Source organism: Vibrio sp. 11-4(1), from assembly GCF_013048625.1.
GTDB classification, from domain to species: Bacteria; Pseudomonadota; Gammaproteobacteria; order Enterobacterales; family Vibrionaceae; genus Vibrio; species Vibrio diabolicus.
The window spans coordinates 236,064-257,559 of sequence record NZ_VHSY01000004.1 but is presented as its reverse complement, the minus strand read 5'-3'; the positions used below and the strand labels follow the sequence as shown (position 1 = coordinate 257,559).

Below are 21,496 nucleotides of genomic sequence, written 5' to 3'. Positions count from 1 at the left end.
CACCGAGACTATATTCACTTACCATTCCAACTTAGAAATTTCGTGCTTGTAGTTCTCACCCTTAGCCAGCATAGGCAGAAGGTGAAGTTCTAATTGATAGACTCTAGCCAGCCGTAGCAAGGTTTCGATCGTGCAAGGTGCAGGGTCATTTTCGATTTTAGATATCGTTGCTTGCCTTAGCCCGCTTAACTCTGAAGCCTGCTTTTGTGTCAATCCACGGTTTTGCCTTGCTTCTCGCAGCCAGTTTGCCAACGCTGATGGATCACTAACGTACATCTTCTATCTTCCTTCTACCCAGTAAATCAAATCCTCATATACTCTATGGCGTATATTTTCTGTTTATACGCTAAAGAGTATATTTGAGTCGTCAACCTTGGGCAGATAGGTACTTGTAATAAGTTGCTCTACCTACGCCTTGCGCTTTACATGCGGCACTGACGGTTTCACCGTCAGAGACTAGCAAATTAACAGTTCGGCACTTATGGGCTGTCTCTGCGGTTTACTGGTCGTCCCTTATAGCGTCCTTCTTTCTTTGCTTTTGCGATACCTTGCTGAGCACGTTTCTGGCATGTTTCGTAATCATCACGAGCCATGCCTGCACCGAGATCCAACATGAAGCTTGTTAACGCTTGCTGAATTGCCGAGATTGACACATCTACATCAGATAAAGACTGGTGGGTCATAGGTTGATCAACGACTACGATTGATATCCCTTTAGTTTTGATTCGCGCTTTAAGTGTTTCCCATACTTGGAATGGTAAGCGTGTCAATCTGTCCATTTTTTCAATTAATAGAATATCGCCATCTTCTGAGTCTTCAATAAGCCGATCTAGTTCAGGACGTTCGACTGCTGTGCCAGAGATATTCTCCTGGTAGAAAGACGCAATCTGTAGATTATTGGATTTAACGAATTCTCGTAATTCCTGCTTAGCACGAGAAGAGTCTTGCTCATCAGTTGAGGCTCTTAAATAAGCTCTTATCATTTTCTATGTCCCTAGAATGGCATTTTGTCTGCGTTAAACTGTCTACAAAATAGTGTCTATTTTAAACTATTTTTTAAATGAAGATTTGTGAGGAGTGACCTGTCTCTTTCGGGTATGGCTGTTTTAGGCGTTACTGGAAGCTTCCGCTTCCTTACAAAGAATATGAAGTCTGTACAACGCTGCTTAAGCTGAACATAAGAGAGGTGAGTAATGTTCTCAAGGCTTTTCGAGCGAATAAAATCATCTAGTTCATTTGCGAAGTACTTCGAGTCCTTGGCTGGTTGTTCAGGTAAGGCTTCCATAGGAGCTGGTGGCGGAGTTTCGGCGGTAACTGGCGCATGATGAGGCTCCATCTTCGAACTCGTCTTAGATTCCTCGCGTACACTCTTAATCAAAACCAGGAGAATGGCTTTGAACGGTTTTATAAGGCATGTACTGATTGAGCGCTCTGTCGAAGAGAGAGCAGATAGCACTGGCTAAGCGAGTATTACGTTTAATCGCTTCACGGCGCGTTTTAGTAAGCAAAGAGAAGCGAACTTCCTTCGGATAGTCATGGGAGTTTTGTAGAAAAACAGGGGTGGCAATACGTGTGTATTACACGCCAGAAGCCAGTTTTATCAAATACATATGTATCACCTATCTGTGTTAGATGACTTTTCTATGCTTCAGATACGAAAAAAAGCCTTTGATAATCAAAGGCTTTTTTCTAAGAATAAGTGGCGGAGAGATAGGGATTTGAACCCTAGATACGCTATTAACGTATGCCGATTTTCAAGACCGGTGCTTTCAACCACTCAGCCATCTCTCCGTTGCGGAACGTATAATAGGGAGCATAGTCCGGCTTGTAAAGTGCTGAATTATAATAGAAGTACTGTTTGCTCGTTTTATAGTCGCTGATGTGATGTTAAACAGTTTGAAAATGGGGTAAAAAAGAGACAAATAGTAGCAATTTATAGAGTTTTTACTTTATCTTGGCGCAAGTCAATAAAATGGTGTTTTATTGTTATCTTCATGATATTTAAGAAATAACTTGCTTTTAGGGTACAGGTGTTCGCCCGAAAGTATTTGCAAGACTTTGTGAACTAATTCAAAATTAACTGGTATAGCCAGTTGTGCTTAAATTTTTTAAGGGTGTTTATGAAGGTCACAAATCTATTTAAAGACAAAGTTGATGCGATTTCTGCTCATCAATCCGAGTTTATGAATTGGATGTCTCCAACGTTACGCGATTATTGGAGTGACTTTTTAGGAAAAGCTCAGAATAGCTTTCTTTTCTCAAAAGTTCGTGATCACCAACAGCCAGCTGTTAACGAAGAGGTTGCGCCTCAACCTACACCAATCGTAATGGCACCTGAGGCTCAAAAGCTGTATGACGAGTTAAGTGAAAAAATTGGTGAAGTGATTCACATTGGTGACTGGGTGCATGTATCTCAAGAACGTATCAATCAATTTGGTGCGGTAACGGAAGACATGCAGTGGATTCACACAGATCCAGAACGTGCGTCAGTTGAATCTCCATTTAAGACAACCATCGCTCATGGCTTTTTAACATTAGCATTGTTGCCTAAATTGACTGACTCAGTGGACCCTGATAAGCCAATGTTCCCAACAGCCAAAATGGTCGTTAACTTAGGCTTAAACCAAGTTCGTTTCCCTTACCCTGTTAAAGCAGGAAACAACGTTCGTGCTGTCAGCACGTTGACAAAAGTAACGCCGATCAAAAAAGGTTTGGAGATCGAGCGTGAAATTAAAGTGGAAATCGAAGGTATTCGTCGACCTGGTGCTGTTGTCGTTTCTGTTATTCAACTGCATTTCTAATTCCAGAGCCAGATAGAAAACATATAAAAAGAGAGCATTAATATGCTCTCTTTTTGGTTTTATTGATTAAAGCTTTTTACTGGAGTGTAACCGTAATCAGCAATCGCTTTTTGTCCTTGTTCTGAACGAAGGAAGGTGACGAATCCTTTACCTGGTTCGCTAATCTTATTGACTTTGTAGAGTACTAGGAATGGCCGCGCCAATTTATATTTGTGATTGCTAATGTTTGCCGAAGTTGGGTCAATACCATCTAATTGAATCGCTTTTATTGAGCGATCTACTGATCCCACAGAAATAAACCCAATTGCACGAGTATTATGGTTCACGATGGTTTTTACCATGCTGTTGCTATTTACAACCAAGTTGTTCGGGCTGATATCTGAGACGAGGCGATCATTTACGATTTTGGTTAGTCCTAGCAGACTTTCAAAACTGTAGCGTGAGCCTGAAGACGCCTCTCTAGTGACAACAGCGATAGGTTGATCTGCACCACCAACCTCTTTCCAATTCTTGATTTTACCTTTGTAGATATCAAACAGTTGTTGTTGAGAAAGGTTTTTTACAGAGTTTGTACGGTTTACAACAACAGCTAGGCCATCATAAGCGATAGGATATACGTTGAGATCTTCACCTTTTTCGCTTTCTGTCAGATAGCGAGAGCTCATCCCAATCTCGGCTACGCCTTTATTAACCATTGTAATACCCGCACTAGAACCAATACCTTGAACTGCAATGTAATCGTCCGGGTGTGTTTTGTTGTATTCCTCTGCAAGTACATCCATTACGCGAGCAACCGAGGTTGACCCAGAGATATTAATTTCTTTTGCAATGGCGGGGAGGGAGACTGCTATGGCCAATAACGTCGCCACAGTAAAACGTAACATATTAAACTCCATATACGGTATAAAGCAGCGTTTATGATATTGCGTTCAGGTTACACTTTTGTGAACTGTCAGGTCTAAACAAGGGAATTCTTTCTAACCAAGAGGTGATGTAGGTAGCGTTTCCAAGCAAAGTGAGATGATAATCTGAGGAAATGAGAATATAGCCACCCTTTGTTTGAGGTAGGCAGATAATCAGCATCGGTGGTGATGTAAAGGTTATATACTAGGATCGACAGCTCTAACTATCATCCATCGGGAGAACGTTGATGTCAGTGTCCCAAATGGCGACAAGTCGTTTATACAAATCAGTTCAATCGCTCTGCTCTGCGCGTAATGCTAACCTGCCTGTCGAGCAGGGTAAGTGCCTATATGAGCCAGTGGAGAATGGTGTCGAGCTTCATAGAGCGCATTTTCTTCTTGATTCACAGCACAGCGAATATACCTCTCCCGTCGCGAAGATCGTGTTTGATGAGGGCAATCAGCTTTGGTATTTCTACGTCCCAACGTACCGCAACGAATTATTAAGGTGGATACCTTATAAGCCACTTCCATACAGCCAAACGCTTGAAGAACTACTCACCGAATTGGAAAGCGATCCTCAAGCGTGTTTTTGGGAATAGGGAGCGCTCCAACTCTAAAAGCTGCCAATGTCACCATGATTTATACTTTGGATTTAACGACTTGGTTTCTAAAGTCTTTCGGTGTCATGTTGTAAACCGATTTAAATGCGGTACTGAAATGCGCTGCACTTTTAAATCCGGATTCAAACGCTATTTCTGTTATAGATTTTTCTGACATGCGCAGCTGGGTTGCGGCGAAGTTGATCCGCTTCACTTTTAATATCTGTGAAAATGAAAGATCCTCTGCGGCGAGGCGGCGTTTTAACGTCGCGATAGACATACTCATATGAGCCGCTAAGCCTTCCAGAGTGATATCTTTCTCGATATTGTTCTCAATATACTTGATGGCCTTTTGAGAGTCGCTTAGGCTGCTTGCATCATCTATGATTGATAGGATGTTTGGCTCTACCTCCACCATTAACGACAGCAGTGCCATTGCGATATGACCTTGTGTGTAGTCTGGAGCATTGCGACTCGCTAAGTTGACCAATGTGTCTTTTAGTTGTGCTACTTCGCAGCTGGTTTGCGCTGAAAAAGGATAGAAGCGCCTTTCTTCCGTCTTGGAGCGTAGCATTGGGTGTGCTTTTTTAAAGTCACAGAATAGATTTGGGTTGAAGACTAGAGCCAGTGCTTTAAAGCCTTTTTCACTAGGGATGGCTTCTGCGCTGCTCAAATCAGCGGAGTTGTAGAGAGTAAAATCTCCTGCTTTAAGTTCAAACTGTTCACCATTTGGTTGATGAACTAATAGGGCACCTTCTTCAACAACATATAAGCCATTATGTGTTGCGGTGTAACGCTCACTTTTGCGCGCAGTGAAGTGATTAAAGCGAATGATCTCAATGTTCGGCATATTCGTTCTTATCATTTTTACATAACAAATAAAAAAGGCGCTCAATAGAGCGCCTTTTAACTTCATTCGGTATTATTCACTTACAGTCTGTTCTGCTTGTGCTGCTGGTTGTTCAGCAAATACCTGGGTTGGCTTTGCAACTAAACTGCGGTTCTCTTGGTTTACGTCCGCAAGGACAATTTCCAATGTATCACCAAGTTTGTATACGACCTCTTTATCGATAGAGATGGTACCGTTGTCGCCATTGCACTCAATTCTTTCTTTATTATCAAGAATTAGTGCACCAGGAATAAAGGCTGCTGCGCCATTTTCGAGAAGTCGGACACGTGCACCAGCACGATTAATATCGAAAATCTCACCTGTGAAACAAGTTTTCTTGTTCGGCTCATCAGCAAGCGTACGTGCATATAACCAATCTGAGACATTTCGCTCAGCAATTTTATGATGTTTACGGTGCAGAGCTAGTTCTTCACCGACTTGATCATCAGGTTTTTGCACTGGCTCTTTGCCTAGGATGACGGCCTTCAACATGCGATGGTTGATCATATCGCCGTACTTACGAATTGGTGATGTCCAAGTCGCATAGATATCCAGCCCCATAGCGTAATGAGGAAGAGGCTGATTACCTACTTCACTGTAGGCTTGGAACTTACGAATACGATTATCAAGATAAGAGGTTTCTTGCGCAGCCAACCAGCGACGCAATGCAGCAAAGCCTTCTAGAGTAGTAATTGACTCCGCTGTGAATTCCAGTGCACCTTCTGGATTGACAAGTTGAACCACTTCTTCAATCTTCTCAGTCTTAATGCCAGCGTGAGTATTGAAAACACCTGTTTCAAATTTATCGCGCAGTGTACGACCAGCACAGATGTTTGCGGTAATCATTGACTCTTCAACCAAGCGATTTGCACTGCGGCGCATATCTGCATGGATAGCAACCACATCGTTGTCTTCACTCAACTCAAAACGGTAGTCAGGACGGTCTGGGAAGACCACTGCGTTTTTCTCACGCCATTCTGCGCGAGCAAGGGAGAAGTCGTAAAGGTCACGAACGATCGTCGCGATCTCTTCAGATGGTTGCCATGCTTCTGAGCTGCCGTTTTCTAGCCAATCAGACACGTGATCGTATGCTAAGCGTGCGTGTGATTTGATGTTTGCTGCAAAGAACTTGATATCGTCGCCAATTACGCCGTCTTTATTTACGGTTACGGTACAGCAAATAGCAGGGCGGATTTCGCCTTCAATCAGAGAGCATAGGTTGTCTGCTAGATCGCGAGGCAGCATTGGAATATTGCGGCCCGGAAGATAAATAGTATAGCCACGCTCACGTGCTACTTTATCCATTTCATCTTCTGGTGTGATGTAGGCGGTTGGATCTGCGATAGCGATAGTCAGTTCGAAATCGCCAGATTCGGTTTTCTTTGCGTACAGCGCATCGTCCATATCTTTGGTTGATTCACCATCGATAGTCACGAAAGGAACGTGTGTCATGTCTACGCGTTCTAGATCGGCGTCGTCTTTCAGTTCCCAGTTCTCGATGCCTGCTGGCTCAGAGTTTGGTAGATCGTTTTGAGCAAGCGTTACCCACCAAGGTGCAATTTTGTCGTTCGCGTCTGTGATTTTTTCAGAAATTTCCACGAAGAAAGAGTTATCGCCTTTTAGAGGGTGGCGAATAAGATGTGCGACAACCCAATCTCCCTCAGCGAACTCGTCAGGTTTGAGACCTTTCTTTAGTTTCGCTTTAAGAGAAAGCTTTTTAAGCTGTGGGTGATCAGGAGCTACGTTTAGCTTGCCTTTGAACATTTTGACTCGACCAATAAAGCGAGTCACGGCTTGTTCTAACAGCTCTTGTGGCTCTGCAACTTCGCGTTCATTTTCTGTGCGGATAATGGCGACGACTTTGTCACCGTGCATGCACTTTTTCATGTACGCAGGTGGGATGAAGAAGCTAGTCTTGCTGTCCACTTCCAAAAAGCCAAAGCCTTTATCTGTGGCTTTTATTGAGCCTTCTTTTTTCGGCAGGTTTTCTTGGATTTGCTGCTTAAGCTGAGCGAGTAGTGGGTTATCTTGAAACATCTTTTCTTAAATTACCTATGGAGTTGGGCACACTATAATCATTGCGAGCTATTATTACTACCTGTGGAGCGCAATTTCGCCGTGAATTTTGCTGATCGAATTGCAGGAAATCGGCTTAAATATTGATGAAAAACTCATCTGCGAGCTGCGCAAATCTACGGGGAATGGTGGGGATGGTGGAAAAATATGCTAAAAATGCCATTATTGAGAATAAATTGTGATGTAATTCAATTTTTTCTGGCTTTTTTTATGCTTTTAAGGAATAATCCGCCTCCCTTAGTCGTCCCTAATGGCTTATCGCGGTTGTGTACTGTGCTGTGTTCCTGTCTGAATGGAATCAGTAACTGGATGAATCAGTATCGAATTGGAAGAGCATATGGGACTGTTTTTTTGTTTAATTAAGTAGGATCCCAATGCAAGATTCTGTTATTCAATTCAGCGATTTATCTCTGAATGATTCTATCCTTTCTGCTCTAGACGGAATGGGTTTCGTGTCACCAACTCCAATTCAGGCTGCGGCAATCCCACACCTGTTGGAAGGTGCTGACGCGCTGGGTAAAGCTCAAACAGGTACAGGTAAAACGGCAGCGTTCTCTCTGCCTCTTCTAAATAAGATCGATCTCAACCAACGTAAACCACAAGCTATCGTTCTTGCGCCAACGCGTGAGTTAGCGATTCAGGTTGCGGCTGAAATGAAAAACCTTGGTAAGAACATCAAGGGTCTTAAAGTTTTAGAGATTTACGGTGGTGCTTCTATCGTAGATCAGATGCGTGCTCTTAAGAGCGGTGCACAAGTTATTGTTGGTACTCCAGGTCGTGTACAAGACCTTATCAACCGTGAACGTCTACACCTAGATGAAGTAAACACGTTTGTACTAGACGAAGCTGACGAAATGCTAAACATGGGTTTCGTTGATGACGTTACTGCGATCATGGAACACGCACCAGAGTCTGCTCAACGCGTTCTATTCTCTGCAACAATGCCTCCGATGCTTAAGAAAATCGTTGAGCGTTTCCTACGTGAGCCTGTAATGGTTGACGTTGCTGGTAAGAACCACACTGTAGACAAAGTTCAACAGCAGTTCTGGGTAGTGAAGGGTGTAGAGAAAGATGAAGCGATGTCTCGTCTTCTTGAAACGGAAGAAACTGATGCATCAATCGTCTTCGTACGTACTCGTCAAGACACTGAGCGTCTAGCTGATTGGCTATCTGCACGTGGCTTTAAAGCGGCTGCTCTGCACGGTGATATTCCTCAGTCTCTACGTGAGCGTACTGTTGATCACATCAAACAAGGTGTTATCGACATCCTAGTTGCAACTGACGTTGTGGCACGTGGCCTTGACGTTCCACGTATTACGCACGTATTCAACTACGACATCCCATTCGATGTTGAGTCTTACATCCACCGTATCGGTCGTACTGGCCGTGCTGGTCGTAAAGGTAAAGCGATCCTTCTTGTTCGCACTAACCAAATCCGTATGCTTCGCACCATCGAGCGCGTAACTAAGTCATCTATGGAAGAGATTCAACTTCCTCTACGTGACCAAGTTGCTGAAGCTCGTCTAGCTAAGCTAGGTGCTGAGCTTGAAGCAGAGAAAGAGCACAAAGCTCTAGACAAATTTGCTGAGCTAGTAGAGAAACTACAAACTTCTCTAGAAATCGACCCAGCAACGCTTGCTGCTATGCTTCTTAAGCGCCAGCAAGGTAAACGTCCTCTGTTCTACATTGGCGAAGATCCAATGGTTGAAGCGATTGAGCGTGATAAGCAACGCCGTAAAGAGCGCCGTGAAGGTGGTCGTGACGGCGGTCGTAACTTCAACAACCAAGATTGGGATACTTACCAGCTTCAAGTTGGTCGCGAGCAAGGTGTTCAAGTTAAAGACATCGTTGGTGCTCTAGCGAACGAACTAGGTCTAGGTAAAGGCTCTATCGGCGCGATCAAGCTAGCACAAGGCCACACATTCGTTCAGCTACCAAAAGCAATGACTTCTGAAGCTGCGGGCAAGCTAAGCAAACTACGCATCCGTCAACAAGATGTTGGTGCTGTAGTATGTGACTTCGATGACTTCCGAGAGTCTCGTGGTGGTCGCCGTGACGGTGGTCGTCGCGATGGCGGTCGTCGTGATGGCGGCGGTTACCGTGGCAACCGCGAAGGCGGCAACCGTGGTGGTGATCGTCGTGAAGGCGGTCGTCGCGAAGGTGGCTTCCGTGGTAACCGTGACGGCAACCGCGATGGTAACCGTGACGGCAACCGCGATGGTAACCGTGAAGGTGGCGAACGTCGCTTCGATCGTAACCGTGGTGGTGATCACCGTGGGAACCACCGTGGTGAGCGTGGTCACGGCCGTGGTCGTCGCACTCAAGAAGCATAATCACGAATCAGTGATTAGAGCAATTGATTAAATTGCCGTAAGAATTGAAAGCCGAGCGAAATGCTCGGCTTTTTTATGCGCGTCGAATACGGCTTTGTTTTTCATCGTGCTCATTTACCCAGGTTATTACTTCGTTTAAGGGTAGGGCTGGGCAGAACAAGTAGCCCTGAATGATGTCGCAGCCACGGCTGCGTAAAAAATGCAGTGTATCCATGTCTTGAACGCCTTCTGCGACGACTGAATACCCTAGGCCATGCGCTAACGCTATTGTGTTCTCAACGATAGAGCGGGTGCCCTCTGTCCGGCTTGCGGTGCAAAGAAATGATCGGTCGATTTTAATTTGATCAACTGGGAGATCTCTCAAAAGCGACAGAGATGAATACCCGGTGCCAAAGTCGTCCAAGCTGATCTTAATACCCAATCCTTTGATTTGGTGAATTAGGGGGTTGAGCTCAACAACTCTATCAATCGCCATCGTTTCAGTAATCTCTAAGCTTATAAGGTCAGCAAATTGAGGGTTTACTTTGAGCAGTGTTTCCAAGCGGTTGAACAATAAATTAGACGAGAGATCTTTTGCAGATAAGTTAACGTGGACAGGAAGTTTAATGTCTTTTTCTATAAAGGTCTGGAGGTCTTTTTCAACTTGGTTGAGGACCCACATGGTGATGTTGTGCACTTGATTACTTCGCTCCGCGATGGGGATGAAGTCGTTAGGCGAAATCGTTTTACCATTTTCATCATGCCAACGGATCACGGCTTCAAAGCCGACAGCTAAGTTAGTATGTGCGTCAATCAACGGTTGGTAGTATAGCTGGAACTCCTCTTTTTCCAGCGCACATTGAATACGAGAAGAGATTTCGAGCTGGTACTTGGCCCCGACGTTCATGTCCTCATTATAAAATGCAAAGAGGTTGCCATTTCGTTTGGCGTGATACATGGCAATGTCCGCGTGCTTTATCAATAGATCATTGGACAGAGCGTCATAAGGGTAGGTACTGACACCGAAAACAACGCGGGAAGAGACTTGAAACTCATCTAAATGGAAGCGATTAGACAGTGCCGAATCTAACTCTTCGATGAGACTTTTGCCTGTTTCCTCGCATGCTGAAGAGGTGAGGATGACAAATTCATCGCCACCAACGCGGAAAATTTTGTCACTGCCTTTAAGTTTCTCTTGGAGACGTTGCCCAATTTGAATCAGCAGTTGGTCTCCACAAAAGTGTCCCATAGCATCGTTGACTTGTTTAAAGTTAACGACATCGAAAAGGATCACTGAGAAAGGGTCTCCAGACTGTATTCTATCTTCGATTAACTCAAAGCAGTATTTACGGTTAGGGAGTCCAGTAAGTGCGTCGTGAACGGCATTACGCTTCTCTTTTTCAGCAACGGTATGAAGTTCTAGTATGGAGTCGTTGCTCCATTTGATAACCAGCACCACAAAAATGCTGCCACCGAATAAAATGAGAGAAACTCCGGTTTCCAAGAGGGAAGCGATAGGTTTTTGCATTATAGCGTGTAAAAAAGCGGCATACGCAAAAATGAAACAGCTGATTAACAACAATAGGAAAGTCCACCCGGGTACATCAGTTCTCGAGCAGATGTTTTTTGTCATCTGCCATCCCCAGCAGAGCAAAATCAAACCTAAGATCACTAATAGAAATGCAATAGTGGGCACATTATTACCCCGATTTATTGATTGGTTTATTATTTTTGTTCACCCAATAAACAACGTAGCTCATATCTCTGAATTTGTACAAATTGACCTATTCATAAATTATGTTTAACAAGTCATATTTTTTAGTCTTCAAATAAAATCAAAACTTGCTACAGATCAACAAAATTTGTTCAATCAAATCGCTTTTACTAAAAGATTGTTGAAAGATTAAAAAATTATTGAATAATAGAGGGGCAAACAAGAAGTACGCAGCGCACAAGCGCTATTACAACCTCTGCTCTACAACAGGATAACTATTTCATGTCTAATTCGTTTGTACTGGTGATCAACTCTGGTAGCTCTTCATTAAAATTTGCTGTTATTGATTCTGAAACCGGTGAAGCTTTGGTATCAGGTATTGGTGAGTGTTTTGGCCTACCTGAAGCTGAAATCAGTTGGAAATATCAGGGAGAAAAAACCGTTGAAGCAATTCCTGCTGGCGGTAACCATCATCAGTACGCTGTTGAGCGAGTGGTAAAACTACTCGAGACTTTGGGTTTGAGCTCAAAATTTGTAGCTGTAGGCCACCGCATTGTTGCTGGTGGCGAAACCTTTAAAGGCACAGTAAAAGTCGATGAAAAAGTTATTCAAGAAGTTGAGCGTCTTGCTGAGCTAGCGCCACTTCATAACAAAGCGAATGCAGAAGGCATGCGAGCAGCAATGGCAGCATTCCCTTCACTGCCTCAATTCGCTGTGTTTGATACTGCTTTCCACCAAACAATGCCTGCCAAAGCGTTTATGTACGCGCTTCCTTACGAGCTTTACGAAGAGCATAAAGTGCGTCGTTACGGTGCTCACGGCACAAGCCACTACTACGTAAGCCGTGAAGCAGCGAAAATGCTAGATAAGCCGGTTGAAGAAAGCAGCTTTATCACCGTGCACTTAGGTAATGGTGCATCAGTGAGTGCGGTTAAAAATGGCGAATGTGTTGATACAAGTATGGGTTTGACGCCGTTAGCTGGCCTAATGATGGGTACTCGTTGTGGTGACCTCGACCCAAGTGTTATCGAGTTCCTTTTCCGTAAAGGTTGGGAAAAAGACGAAGTGTTCGAGATGATGAACAAGAAGTCAGGCTTCTTAGGTGTATCCGGTGTAACAAGTGACGCACGTGGTGTACTAGAAGCCATGGAAGCGGGTAACTCACGTGCGAAGTTGGCATTTGAAATCTTCACTTACCGTGTTGCGAAATACATTACTTCTTACCTAGCTGCTCTGGATTCATTAGACGGCATCATCTTCACTGGTGGTATTGGTGAAAACTCACTACCAATTCGTCGTGAAATCTTGAAAAACCTAAAACTGCTAGGTTTTGTTGAAGATGAGAAAGGCAACGAAGATGCAAGATTTGGCAACGCAGGTGTTATTGCAACATCTGAGTTGCTCGGTGCGAAAGCACTAGTTATTCCTACCAATGAAGAGTGGGTAATCGCTCAACAGTCGGTGGAACTGCTGTAAAACGGCAAAAATTTTGGGAACTAAGTCAAAGCCCTTTCCTTTATGGAAAGGGCTTTTTTTGATCCAAATACATCCTTTCTCCATACAACTATCCGCATTAATACGGATCTATAATAGCTGCCAATTGCCTTAATATTGATAAATATATAAACAATTTGGGCGGTGAAGAAATTTCAGTATACTGCGCTTAAGTCATACCAAAGAAAAATAGCCTTATGTCATGTAGGTGTCTCAGCTCGGAGACAGGAATTGCGTTTGAAGAACGATCAAACGAAATCGTATCTTTGCAGGCTATTGGGCATATAAGTAATAAACCGTTGACTAGTTCGAAGATTAGTCAAATGAGAGAAAGTTATGTTTTTTAATAAGTCGCTTCAGCAAGAAAACCAACGATTAAAGCAGGATCTGCAACGCTTGCAGCAAATCCAACACAGTTTAGATGAAGAAATGCTTCGCTTAACGCTGGATAAGAAAGGCTGCATTACCTCTGTAAATACAAAACTTCAGCAACAACTCTTTTTCACTGATGCGGATATTTTAGCGAAACCGATTACCGAGTTGGTTCCATCAAATTCGCGCAATACAGAGCACTTTCATCGAATGAAGAGAGCCGTTCAAGACAAAGTATTTTGGAATGGCGCGATGCAAGTACTTAAAGGCAACGGCGAAGAAGCGTGGTTACGAACGGTTATCCAGCCTGTTTTAAACGAACATCAAGAAGTCGAAAGCTTTTTTGTGTTTGCTTCTGAGCTTACGCGAACGATCAAAACATCGCGTGAGCAAGAGGACATGCTGAATGCGTTGAGCCGTTCTATGGCGGTTATTGAGTTCACGTTAGATGGTAATGTATTAAAGGCCAATGATAATTTCCTTACTACGATGGGTTATACACTGGATCAAATTAAAGGAAAGCATCATCGTATGTTCTGCGATCAGGAAGAGGCTGGTTCTGAAGCTTATCGCGAGTTCTGGCAACGTTTGGCAAAAGGACAGTTTGCTTCAGACCGATTTAAGCGAGTTAACCGTTACGGTGAAGAGGTATGGTTAGAAGCCTCCTATAACCCTATCCGTAACGATAGAGGAGAGCTCTACAAGGTAGTCAAGTTCGCGACCGACATCACCCAGCAGGTGATGCAAGAGCAGCAAATGGCTCAGGCTGCGCAATTGGCTAATGAAGTTTCTCAAGAGACCGGAACACAAACACTGCAAGGTCAGCAAGTGATAGGTTCGACGCTAGAAAAGGTGCAAACACTGTCTGACCAGATGCAGCAAGCGAATACGGCCATTGACGAGCTCAAAGCGCACTCATCACGCATTAGTGAACTGGTTAATAGCATCAGTGGTATTGCAGACCAAACTAATTTACTAGCGTTAAATGCGGCGATAGAAGCAGCTCGCGCGGGTGAGCATGGTAGAGGCTTTGCCGTTGTTGCTGACGAGGTCAGACAGCTTGCCACAAGAACCAATGCGACCACTGATGAAATTGTCACAATGGTAACTGAAAACTTAGAGCGAACCGATAATGCTGTCCAACTGATCGCCAAATGCCAAAAAGAAGCACTAGATACGCTAGAGCTTTCAGAAAAAGCGGGGAATGTGATGAACGAAATACAAGATGGCGCTAGCCGTGTCGTAGAGGCTGTGGAGCAATTTAACCGCTCATTGTAGTTGGTTCTTCATGCTATCAATGGCTGTTTTCAGTTCCGATATAATCAACTTGTTTACTACTGCGGCTCATCGTCAATAAAGCGCTTTTTTTGGTGATGAGAAAGCTAATTATTTCCCTCCTTAATATTTCGTATTTCTATCTTAACGTGTCGCTATTTTACAACACTGTTAATAAAAAGTAGCGTAATTTAATCTCCTGTTAACTTGGTTGCGAATCACAGTTGGGGGAGACCTACTTGGACTTACTAAATTTCACCATAGATAACTTAGCGCTGCTAGGTACGCTTACCATGGAGCACATCTCTTTGGTCGCTCTGGCTGTTGGGCTTGCCATCCTAACTGGCGTACCTATCGGCATTCTTATCACACAAAATGAGCGCGTTGCGAAAGTGGTGCTTTACGTAGCGTCCATCATTATCACCATTCCTTCAATCGCACTGTTTGGTTTGATGATTCCTCTCTTATCGACCATTGGTCATGGGATTGGCTACGTGCCCGCCGTGATTACCGTACTGCTTTATTCTCAGCTGCCTATTATTCGCAACACTTATACCGCCATTCACAACGTAGAACCGTCACTCCGAGAGGCAGCTCGCGGCATCGGGATGACGCCTTTTCAGCGTTTGAAAATGGTGGAAATTCCATTGGCGATTCCGGTGATTATGGCGGGTGTGAGAACGGCAGTAGTAATGAATATTGGCGTTATGGCGATCGCCGCGTATATCGGAGCAGGAGGGTTGGGCGTGTTTATCAGCCGCGGCATCTCGCAAAGTGATCCTCGACAACTGATCGTTGGTGCCATCGCCGTTAGCCTTCTGGCTATCATCGCGGATTACGGATTGATTCGACTACAAAAAAGATTAACGCCACCGGGCCTGACTGCAGCTCGATAAAGGATAAATAATAGGGACATTCAAATGATCAAAATTGACAAGCTAACCAAAATTTTTGAAACGCCTAATGGCCCGGTGACTGCCGCAGATCACATTGAGATGGAAGTTCCCAGTGGTGAAATTTGTGTGTTACTTGGCCCATCCGGTTGTGGCAAAACTACCACGCTGAAAATGGTCAACCGAATTATTCCCGCGACATCGGGCAAGATCTATCTTGGCGGTGAAGATACTTCTGGGATGGATACGGTCACTCTGCGCCGCAACATTGGCTATGTTATTCAGCAAATTGGCTTATTTCCCAACATGACGATCGGCGAAAACATCGCGGTGGTTCCCAAGTTATTAGGATGGGATAAGGCAAGGTACATGACGCGTGCAAAAGAGCTATTGGAGATGGTTGCTCTTGATCCTAGTGTCTTCCTTAATCGTTATCCAAATGAGTTGTCTGGCGGACAGCAGCAACGAATTGGAGTTGCTCGAGCGCTAGCTGCGGATCCTCCCGTCATGCTGATGGATGAACCTTTTGGTGCGATTGACCCGATCAACCGTGAAGTAATCCAGGATGAGTTCCTTAAAATGCAGCAGGAGCTCAACAAAACCATCATGTTTGTCAGTCATGACATTGATGAAGCGGTCAAAATGGCCGATAGAATCGCGATTTTCCGTGATGGTCATCTGGTTCAGTACGATACGCCTGACGATTTGCTCGCACACCCGAAAGATGATTTCGTGAAAAACTTTGTCGGAGATGATCGCGCACTTAAACGTCTACGCTTAGTTACGGCTGAGTCCGTCATGCAGACCACTTTTGCGTACGTGAAACCTAATGATACGCTTGCCGACGCTCTAACCAAAATTGACGCGTATGGGTATCGCGACGCCGTGATATTAGTGAATGACCAACACCAACCTATCGGTTATGTGCCAAAAGCTACCGCAATCAATATGAAGGGGTACTGCGGCGAACATTATGTCGGCCTGAAAACAATCGCCCGAACCACGGATGATCTGCGTAAAGTCGCGTCGAAGATGTTCACGCACGACATTGTTTGGATGCCGTGTGTTGACGAGAATGGCCGCTTAGTGGGCGAAGTCACACAGCGCGGCATTACCCATTATCTCGGTGCAACTTATCAGCGCGATACCTCTCCTAGTCAGCCGCAGCCATTGCATCAGGCTAAGGAGGCATCGTGACCAATCAGCTCAAACAAACCTACTATTTCGTTTTATTGGCGTGTGTCTTTGCGTTGGGTATTTATTTACAAGGCGCGGGTACGATCGACGATTTCCTCTACTACCAAGAAGACATTGTTTATTTGACGGTTCAGCACATTGAACTGGTGCTGCTGTCTGGTGGGTTGGCGATCCTAATCGCGATTCCCGTCGGCGTATTGCTCAGCCGTCCCCGTTTTCAGAAAGTCGCAGAATCGGCGATGCAGGTTTTGAATGTGGGGACCACGATTCCCACTTTAGCCATTCTCGCGCTGGCAATGAGCTTTCTTGGCATTGGCACCGTGCCTGCGGTATTTGGACTGACGATTGCCTCGTTGTTGCCGATTGTCAGAAACACCTACATCGGGCTGAAAGAAGTGCCCGCTCATTTAAAAGAAGCGGCGTCAGGCATTGGTATGACCGAGTTACAAATGTTATTTCAGGTTGAAATTCCTAATGCGCTGTTCGTCATTTTTGCCGGTATCCGCACGGCGTTAGCTGTCAACGTGGGCACCGTGCCACTGGCCTTCTTAATTGGTGGCGGTGGGTTAGGGGAACTCATTTTTACCGGTATTGATCTGGATGAACCCATCATGATTCTGGCAGGCGCTATTCCTACAGCAATGTTGGCTATCGCTATCGACAGTGTGGTAGGAGCCGTTTCCTATGTCACTGTACCTAAAGGCTGTAACCCTATTAGAGCTAGACAATAACAATCCTAAAAATTGAACACAGACAGGAGTCAAACATGTTGAAGCAAATTACTCGCCGCTTGCTGGCCGTTGGTGTAGTGCTTTCAAGTTTTCACGCATCTGCGGAAATCGTCGTAGGTGGTAAAAACTTTACAGAACAACAGCTTTTAACGGAGATCACGTCTCAATATTTAACCAAAAAAGGCTACGACGTTGATAAACGTTCGGGCATGGGCAGTGCGGTTTTGCGTAAAGCGCAAGAAAACGGCCAGATTGATCTTTATTGGGAATACACGGGCACATCACTGATCATCTACAACAAAGTCAAAGACAAGCTCCCAGCAGAGCAAGTGTATCAACGCGTTAAGGAACTGGATGCCAAGAAAGGCCTAGTTTGGCTTAACCCTTCAAAAGCGAACAACACCTACGCGCTCGCTATGCGCAGTGACGATGCGAAACAACGTGGCATCTCAACCTTATCCGACTTCGCCGAGCAAATGCGCCAAGACCCGCCAATGACCATTGCTTTGAATGCGGAATTCTATGCACGAAAAGATGGCTTCCGACCTTTACAGAAAACCTACAAATTTAAAGCTTCAAGAGACCAAGTGAAACGTATGGATACGGGGTTAACTTATGATGCGCTAAAAGGGAAAGAAGTCGATGCTGCGCTTGTATTTGCAACAGATGGTCGTATCAAAGCATTCGGTTTTACCGTTTTAACGGATGACAAACAGTTCTTCCCTGATTACGCGATCACACCTGTGGTTCGTCAAGAAACGCTAGATGCGAACCCAGAGCTTGCCGAGCAAATGAACGCGCTTTCTGCGGCGATCGATGGCGATACGATGTCGACTTTGAATCAACAAGTTGATGTGGAGCGACGTTCGATCTCAGAAGTCGCAAGCCAGTTCCTATCTGAGCATAACTTGGGGTAATACCATGATTATCCTGCAAGTCAGTGTGGCCCAAATCAACGCCCAGTTAGGCGATGTGAATGCCAATCTGAATACTCATCAGGATTACATAAAGCAAGCTGCGGCGTTGGGGTCGCAGCTATTGCTGTTTCCTGAACTCTCCTTGACCGGATACCAGCTCCAATCTTCTGTGCGTGAAGTTGCCATGAAGCGTGATGATGCTCGGCTTAAAGAGCTTGCGCAACTTGCACCGCACATGTCCGTGATTGTCGGCTTTGTGGAACAGGCCGCTCCGGGAGAATACTACAACGCGATGGCTTGGTTGCTCGGTGGTACGGTGGTTGCTGTGCATCGCAAAATCAATTTACCAACCTATGGTGGGCTTGAAGAGGGCAAGTGGTTTCATTCGGGAGACGCAACCACCAGCGTTTCTCTTGATGATAATTGGCGAGGCTCGGTTTTAATTTGTGCCGATTTATGGAATCCACCTTTGGTTCATTGCGCGCTACTCGATAAGCCTGAAATCTTGCTCGCGCCGATCAATTCGGCCAGCAGTATTGTCAGTAAAGATTTTTCCAATGAAGACAACTGGTTAGTTAACGTTAAATTTTATGCGGTGCTCTACGGAACTCCAGTTTTGATGGCCAACCGTTACGGGCCAGAGGGCGAAGCGTGGTTTTGGGGAGGAAGCTGTATTTTGTCTGCAACGGGTGAGCTATTGGCGCAGGCAGAAGACGGTGAAACCTTGATAACTGCAACCTTGTCATTGGACGATATTGATAAAGCCAGATTCGAGCTGCCTACCATGCGAGACAGCAATACACCATTGATCACAACACTATTGTCGAAGGCAAAACGCTAAAACTGGAGCAGTAGACGATGCAATCTATTCATCGATTTATTCACGAATTAACCTTTGAACAGCTTCCTGCTGACGTTATTGAACAAGCGAAATATTGCGTCTTGGATTTGTTAGGTGTCGCCGCAGCTGGTAAAGCGACGCAGCTGCAAAACATGGTAGCCAAACTCGCGCAGAAGCAGTTTGCCGGTGATACGCCGATGCTGTTTTCTGATCACACGGCCAGTGGTTGTGGGGCAACTCTATATGGCGGCATGTTGATTGACAGTATGGACGCGCACGACGGCCAAGTCCTGACGAAAGGCCATGTTGGCGTCGCTGTTTTGCCGGGGCTGCTCGCCAGTATGCATGAGTCAGCAATTACGGGAGAAGAGTTATTAACGTCCCTCGTCATTGGCTACGAAATAGCAACTCGCGCCGGAATCGCGCTGCATCAAACCGCTTGTGACTACCATACTTCTGGTGCTTGGAATGTGCTGGGCGTCGCTGCGGTGTCTGCAAGAAGAAAAGAATTAACGGAGGCACAAACAGAGCATGCGCTCGGCATTGCTGAGTTTTATGGTCCCCGCAGCCAAATGATGCGTTGTATTGAACATCCAACCATGCTCAAAGACGGCTCTGGCTGGGGAGCGATGGCGGGCTTTGCCAGTGCAGAGCTGGCAGAAGAAGGATTTACTGGCGCGCCAGCCGTGACTCTGCTGGACCAACAAACTCACGCTTTGTGGGCAGATTTAGGGCAGCGCTGGTATATTCTGGAGCAATACTTTAAACCGTATCCGGTTTGTCGTTGGGCTCAACCCGCGGTTGAAGCAGTGAGAGCGCTGCAACAAGAAAATAAACTAGAACCTGATGAGATTGAACTTATCGAAGTTCACAGCTTTCACCAGGCGGTGTGCCTGCATACCAAGCGCCCTGAGACAACCGAGCAGGCTCAGTACAGTTTGCCATTTTCAGTCGCGAGTGTGGTCATGGATAATACGGTCACGGTAGAAGCCGTTACCAAAGGACTGAAAGATCCTGCTCGCTTGGCAATTACGGAGCGGATGAAGTTAATTGAAGAGCCTGCTTACAATGATAAGTTTCCAGCCGAACGCTGGGCGCATGTCGTGGTGACGTTGAAAAATGGCGACAAACTGACTTCGCCTCCCTGTATTGCGCGAGGTAATCCTGAAAATCCTCTCAGTCGAGACGAGATGCAAGGTAAGTTTCGCACTTTGGCAGAGAAAGAATTGTCCGCTTCGCGCGTGTCAGCGATAGAAGAGGGCTGTTTGCAACTTGATAAAGCCAGTAAAGAGCAGGTGCTTGCTTGGCTATCACTGCTTTACCAAGGCACGTTGTCCGATAAGCCGTCTGACACGTCGCCTGACACATCACGATGAGATCGAATTTCTTTTCTTTTACTCAACCTTAAGCTAAACGTCGCTCTTCACGCGGCGTTTTTTCATAGCGTTTTTTGTAGCAGCGCGCAAAATACGATGTAGAACTGAACCCACAAGCGGTGCTGATTTGAGTAATGGACAGCATGGTTTGCAACAACAAATGTTGAGCTCGTTCTAAGCGCAATTGAAGGTAATAATTACCTGGTTTGTCTTGCAAGTATTGCAAAAATAATCTTTCCATCTGCCTGACCGATAATCCTACTTGTTCGCCAATTTCATAGCACTTTAGCGGCTCTTCCATGTTGGCTTCCATGATCTCTACAGCGTCGAGCAGGCGCGGGTGGCGGATGTTGTGCTTACGAATTAACGACATCCGCTGTTTATCATGCGCTGGTCGAATCGCAGGGTGAATGCATTGCTCAGCCACTTGATTCGCCAAGTCGCTCCCATGTTGGTTTGTAATTAAATGAAGCATCATATCCAAACCGGCTAAGCCGCCCGAACAAGTTGGTGTGCGTGGGTCGAATTCGTACAACTCACTGGTCACGTTAATGTTTGGAAACTCCTCTGCCAGGCTGTTGGCGGACTCCCAATGCACGGTACACGTTTTGTTTTTTAACAGGCCAGCTTTTGCTAGCAACACGCTGCCTGTCGAAGTCGAGCCCACGGCGATGCCTTGACGAAGCGCTTGCTTTAACCACTGATTCATCGAGCCACTCGCAGCAGCAACGTGTGCGCCAATACCTGCTACAACCAGCAGCAAGTCTAAATGAGCAATGTTGTTGACTGACTGTGTTGGCGAGAATGAAACGCCATTACTGGCCGATACTTCTTTATCTTCGAATCCATAAATATCCCACTGATACAAATCGCAACCAGCGAGGCGGTTGGCCATTCGAAGAGGTTCGATAACCGCCGAAAAAGAGAGCATCGAAAAATCAGGAATAAGGAAAAAACCAATGCGATACGTGTGTGTCGTTTTCATTCTCTGTGGTCACCAAGTGGGCAGTTCATCTATGTCGTATTTCTGGATAAGAATGTCGCAATTGTTAAATTATTGCTATCAAAATTCGAACATGATGTGACTTAAGACAAGGACTTCTT

18 protein-coding genes, 1 tRNA gene and 1 pseudogene are annotated in these 21,496 nt (G+C 45.3%); 11 read left to right on the top strand and 9 right to left on the bottom strand.

Annotated features, from left to right (window positions below; genetic code table 11):
• Nucleotides 1-18 precede the first annotated feature (18 nt).
• The 4 genes and pseudogenes from FKN16_RS10050 to FKN16_RS10035 form a co-directional block, all read right to left on the bottom strand.
• A complete protein-coding gene (locus FKN16_RS10050) occupies nt 19-276 on the bottom strand; it encodes a helix-turn-helix transcriptional regulator (RefSeq protein ID WP_124009167.1) in 258 nt (85 codons plus the stop codon).
• 91 nt (nt 277-367) lie between these two features.
• A pseudogene (locus FKN16_RS10045) lies at nt 368-983 on the bottom strand (recombinase family protein).
• A 387-nt stretch (nt 984-1,370) separates the two neighbouring features.
• Complete coding sequence (locus tag FKN16_RS24530) at nt 1,371-1,508, bottom strand: hypothetical protein (protein WP_249370528.1); 138 nt, start codon at nt 1,506-1,508, stop codon at nt 1,371-1,373.
• Nucleotides 1,509-1,700: 192 nt separating this feature from the next.
• Nucleotides 1,701-1,791: transfer RNA gene (locus FKN16_RS10035), tRNA-Ser, on the bottom strand.
• Between the two features lie 329 nt (nt 1,792-2,120).
• Between FKN16_RS10035 and FKN16_RS10030 the strand changes: the two genes are divergently transcribed.
• Entirely contained in the window at nt 2,121-2,801 is a 681-nt protein-coding gene (locus FKN16_RS10030) for a MaoC family dehydratase (protein WP_114322926.1), read from the top strand.
• Nucleotides 2,802-2,860: 59 nt separating this feature from the next.
• Here FKN16_RS10030 and FKN16_RS10025 read toward each other — a convergent pair whose 3' ends face one another.
• A complete protein-coding gene (locus FKN16_RS10025; protein WP_005391035.1) occupies nt 2,861-3,685 on the bottom strand; it encodes a phosphate ABC transporter substrate-binding protein in 825 nt (274 codons plus the stop codon).
• Nucleotides 3,686-3,951: 266 nt separating this feature from the next.
• On the opposite strand from FKN16_RS10025, the gene FKN16_RS10020 reads away from it, so the two are divergent.
• Nucleotides 3,952-4,305, top strand: a complete 354-nt coding sequence (locus tag FKN16_RS10020; protein WP_012842479.1) for a DUF3024 domain-containing protein — start codon at nt 3,952-3,954, stop codon at nt 4,303-4,305.
• A gap of 40 nt (nt 4,306-4,345) precedes the next feature.
• Here the strand turns inward: FKN16_RS10020 and FKN16_RS10015 are convergent, their stop codons facing one another.
• Entirely contained in the window at nt 4,346-5,155 is an 810-nt protein-coding gene (locus FKN16_RS10015) for an AraC family transcriptional regulator (RefSeq protein WP_170902599.1), read from the bottom strand.
• A 72-nt stretch (nt 5,156-5,227) separates the two neighbouring features.
• Nucleotides 5,228-7,231, bottom strand: a complete 2,004-nt coding sequence (rnb, locus tag FKN16_RS10010; protein WP_012842481.1) for an exoribonuclease II — start codon at nt 7,229-7,231, stop codon at nt 5,228-5,230.
• A gap of 413 nt (nt 7,232-7,644) precedes the next feature.
• On the opposite strand from rnb, the gene FKN16_RS10005 reads away from it, so the two are divergent.
• On the top strand, nt 7,645-9,603 hold the full coding sequence (locus FKN16_RS10005; protein ID WP_170902598.1) for a DEAD/DEAH box helicase: 1,959 nt from the start codon (nt 7,645-7,647) through the stop codon (nt 9,601-9,603).
• A gap of 73 nt (nt 9,604-9,676) precedes the next feature.
• Here the strand turns inward: FKN16_RS10005 and FKN16_RS10000 are convergent, their stop codons facing one another.
• Nucleotides 9,677-11,215, bottom strand: coding sequence for a bifunctional diguanylate cyclase/phosphodiesterase (locus FKN16_RS10000; RefSeq protein WP_031780182.1), 1,539 nt, complete (start codon nt 11,213-11,215; stop codon nt 9,677-9,679).
• 363 nt (nt 11,216-11,578) lie between these two features.
• Between FKN16_RS10000 and FKN16_RS09995 the strand changes: the two genes are divergently transcribed.
• From FKN16_RS09995 to FKN16_RS09960, 8 genes are all read left to right on the top strand, one after another.
• Complete coding sequence (locus FKN16_RS09995) at nt 11,579-12,772, top strand: acetate/propionate family kinase (RefSeq protein WP_006742422.1); 1,194 nt, start codon at nt 11,579-11,581, stop codon at nt 12,770-12,772.
• Nucleotides 12,773-13,126: 354 nt separating this feature from the next.
• Nucleotides 13,127-14,440 carry a PAS domain-containing methyl-accepting chemotaxis protein gene (locus FKN16_RS09990; RefSeq protein WP_048625215.1) on the top strand — a complete coding sequence of 438 codons (1,314 nt, stop codon included), beginning with the start codon at nt 13,127-13,129 and terminating at the stop codon, nt 14,438-14,440.
• 236 nt (nt 14,441-14,676) lie between these two features.
• On the top strand, nt 14,677-15,333 hold the full coding sequence (locus FKN16_RS09985; RefSeq protein WP_031780180.1) for an ABC transporter permease: 657 nt from the start codon (nt 14,677-14,679) through the stop codon (nt 15,331-15,333).
• Nucleotides 15,334-15,357: 24 nt separating this feature from the next.
• A complete protein-coding gene (locus FKN16_RS09980; protein WP_046873661.1) occupies nt 15,358-16,527 on the top strand; it encodes an ABC transporter ATP-binding protein in 1,170 nt (389 codons plus the stop codon).
• The gene (locus FKN16_RS09975) at nt 16,524-17,258 is read left to right on the top strand and encodes an ABC transporter permease (protein ID WP_124008047.1); all 735 of its coding nucleotides are present in this window, start codon (nt 16,524-16,526) and stop codon (nt 17,256-17,258) included. Before FKN16_RS09980 ends, FKN16_RS09975 begins: the two co-directional genes overlap by 4 nt.
• Nucleotides 17,259-17,293: 35 nt before the next feature.
• Complete coding sequence (locus tag FKN16_RS09970) at nt 17,294-18,175, top strand: glycine betaine ABC transporter substrate-binding protein (RefSeq protein ID WP_170902597.1); 882 nt, start codon at nt 17,294-17,296, stop codon at nt 18,173-18,175.
• Nucleotides 18,176-18,179: 4 nt separating this feature from the next.
• Nucleotides 18,180-19,016 (top strand): nitrilase-related carbon-nitrogen hydrolase, encoded by an 837-nt coding sequence (locus FKN16_RS09965; RefSeq protein ID WP_170902596.1) that lies wholly within the window; start codon nt 18,180-18,182, stop codon nt 19,014-19,016.
• 17 nt (nt 19,017-19,033) lie between these two features.
• Complete coding sequence (locus FKN16_RS09960; RefSeq protein WP_170902595.1) at nt 19,034-20,392, top strand: MmgE/PrpD family protein; 1,359 nt, start codon at nt 19,034-19,036, stop codon at nt 20,390-20,392.
• 28 nt (nt 20,393-20,420) lie between these two features.
• Here FKN16_RS09960 and FKN16_RS09955 read toward each other — a convergent pair whose 3' ends face one another.
• Nucleotides 20,421-21,377, bottom strand: a complete 957-nt coding sequence (locus FKN16_RS09955; protein ID WP_170902594.1) for a GlxA family transcriptional regulator — start codon at nt 21,375-21,377, stop codon at nt 20,421-20,423.
• Between the last annotated feature and the right edge of the window lie 119 nt (nt 21,378-21,496).

What these genes read in the sequence shown, in the direction of transcription:
- FKN16_RS10050 (WP_124009167.1), bottom strand. Translation starts at nt 276, where the DNA reads ATGTACGTTAGTGATCCATCAGCGTTGGCAAACTGGCTGCGAGAAGCA.
- FKN16_RS10030 (WP_114322926.1), top strand. Translation starts at nt 2,121, where the DNA reads ATGAAGGTCACAAATCTATTTAAAGACAAAGTTGATGCGATTTCTGCT.
- FKN16_RS10025 (WP_005391035.1), bottom strand. Translation starts at nt 3,685, where the DNA reads ATGTTACGTTTTACTGTGGCGACGTTATTGGCCATAGCAGTCTCCCTC.
- FKN16_RS10020 (WP_012842479.1), top strand. Translation starts at nt 3,952, where the DNA reads ATGTCAGTGTCCCAAATGGCGACAAGTCGTTTATACAAATCAGTTCAA.
- FKN16_RS10015 (WP_170902599.1), bottom strand. Translation starts at nt 5,155, where the DNA reads ATGCCGAACATTGAGATCATTCGCTTTAATCACTTCACTGCGCGCAAA.
- rnb (WP_012842481.1), bottom strand. Translation starts at nt 7,231, where the DNA reads ATGTTTCAAGATAACCCACTACTCGCTCAGCTTAAGCAGCAAATCCAA.
- FKN16_RS10005 (WP_170902598.1), top strand. Translation starts at nt 7,645, where the DNA reads ATGCAAGATTCTGTTATTCAATTCAGCGATTTATCTCTGAATGATTCT.
- FKN16_RS10000 (WP_031780182.1), bottom strand. Translation starts at nt 11,215, where the DNA reads ATGACAAAAAACATCTGCTCGAGAACTGATGTACCCGGGTGGACTTTC.
- FKN16_RS09995 (WP_006742422.1), top strand. Translation starts at nt 11,579, where the DNA reads ATGTCTAATTCGTTTGTACTGGTGATCAACTCTGGTAGCTCTTCATTA.
- FKN16_RS09990 (WP_048625215.1), top strand. Translation starts at nt 13,127, where the DNA reads ATGTTTTTTAATAAGTCGCTTCAGCAAGAAAACCAACGATTAAAGCAG.
- FKN16_RS09980 (WP_046873661.1), top strand. Translation starts at nt 15,358, where the DNA reads ATGATCAAAATTGACAAGCTAACCAAAATTTTTGAAACGCCTAATGGC.
- FKN16_RS09970 (WP_170902597.1), top strand. Translation starts at nt 17,294, where the DNA reads ATGTTGAAGCAAATTACTCGCCGCTTGCTGGCCGTTGGTGTAGTGCTT.
- FKN16_RS09965 (WP_170902596.1), top strand. Translation starts at nt 18,180, where the DNA reads ATGATTATCCTGCAAGTCAGTGTGGCCCAAATCAACGCCCAGTTAGGC.
- FKN16_RS09960 (WP_170902595.1), top strand. Translation starts at nt 19,034, where the DNA reads ATGCAATCTATTCATCGATTTATTCACGAATTAACCTTTGAACAGCTT.
- FKN16_RS09955 (WP_170902594.1), bottom strand. Translation starts at nt 21,377, where the DNA reads ATGAAAACGACACACACGTATCGCATTGGTTTTTTCCTTATTCCTGAT.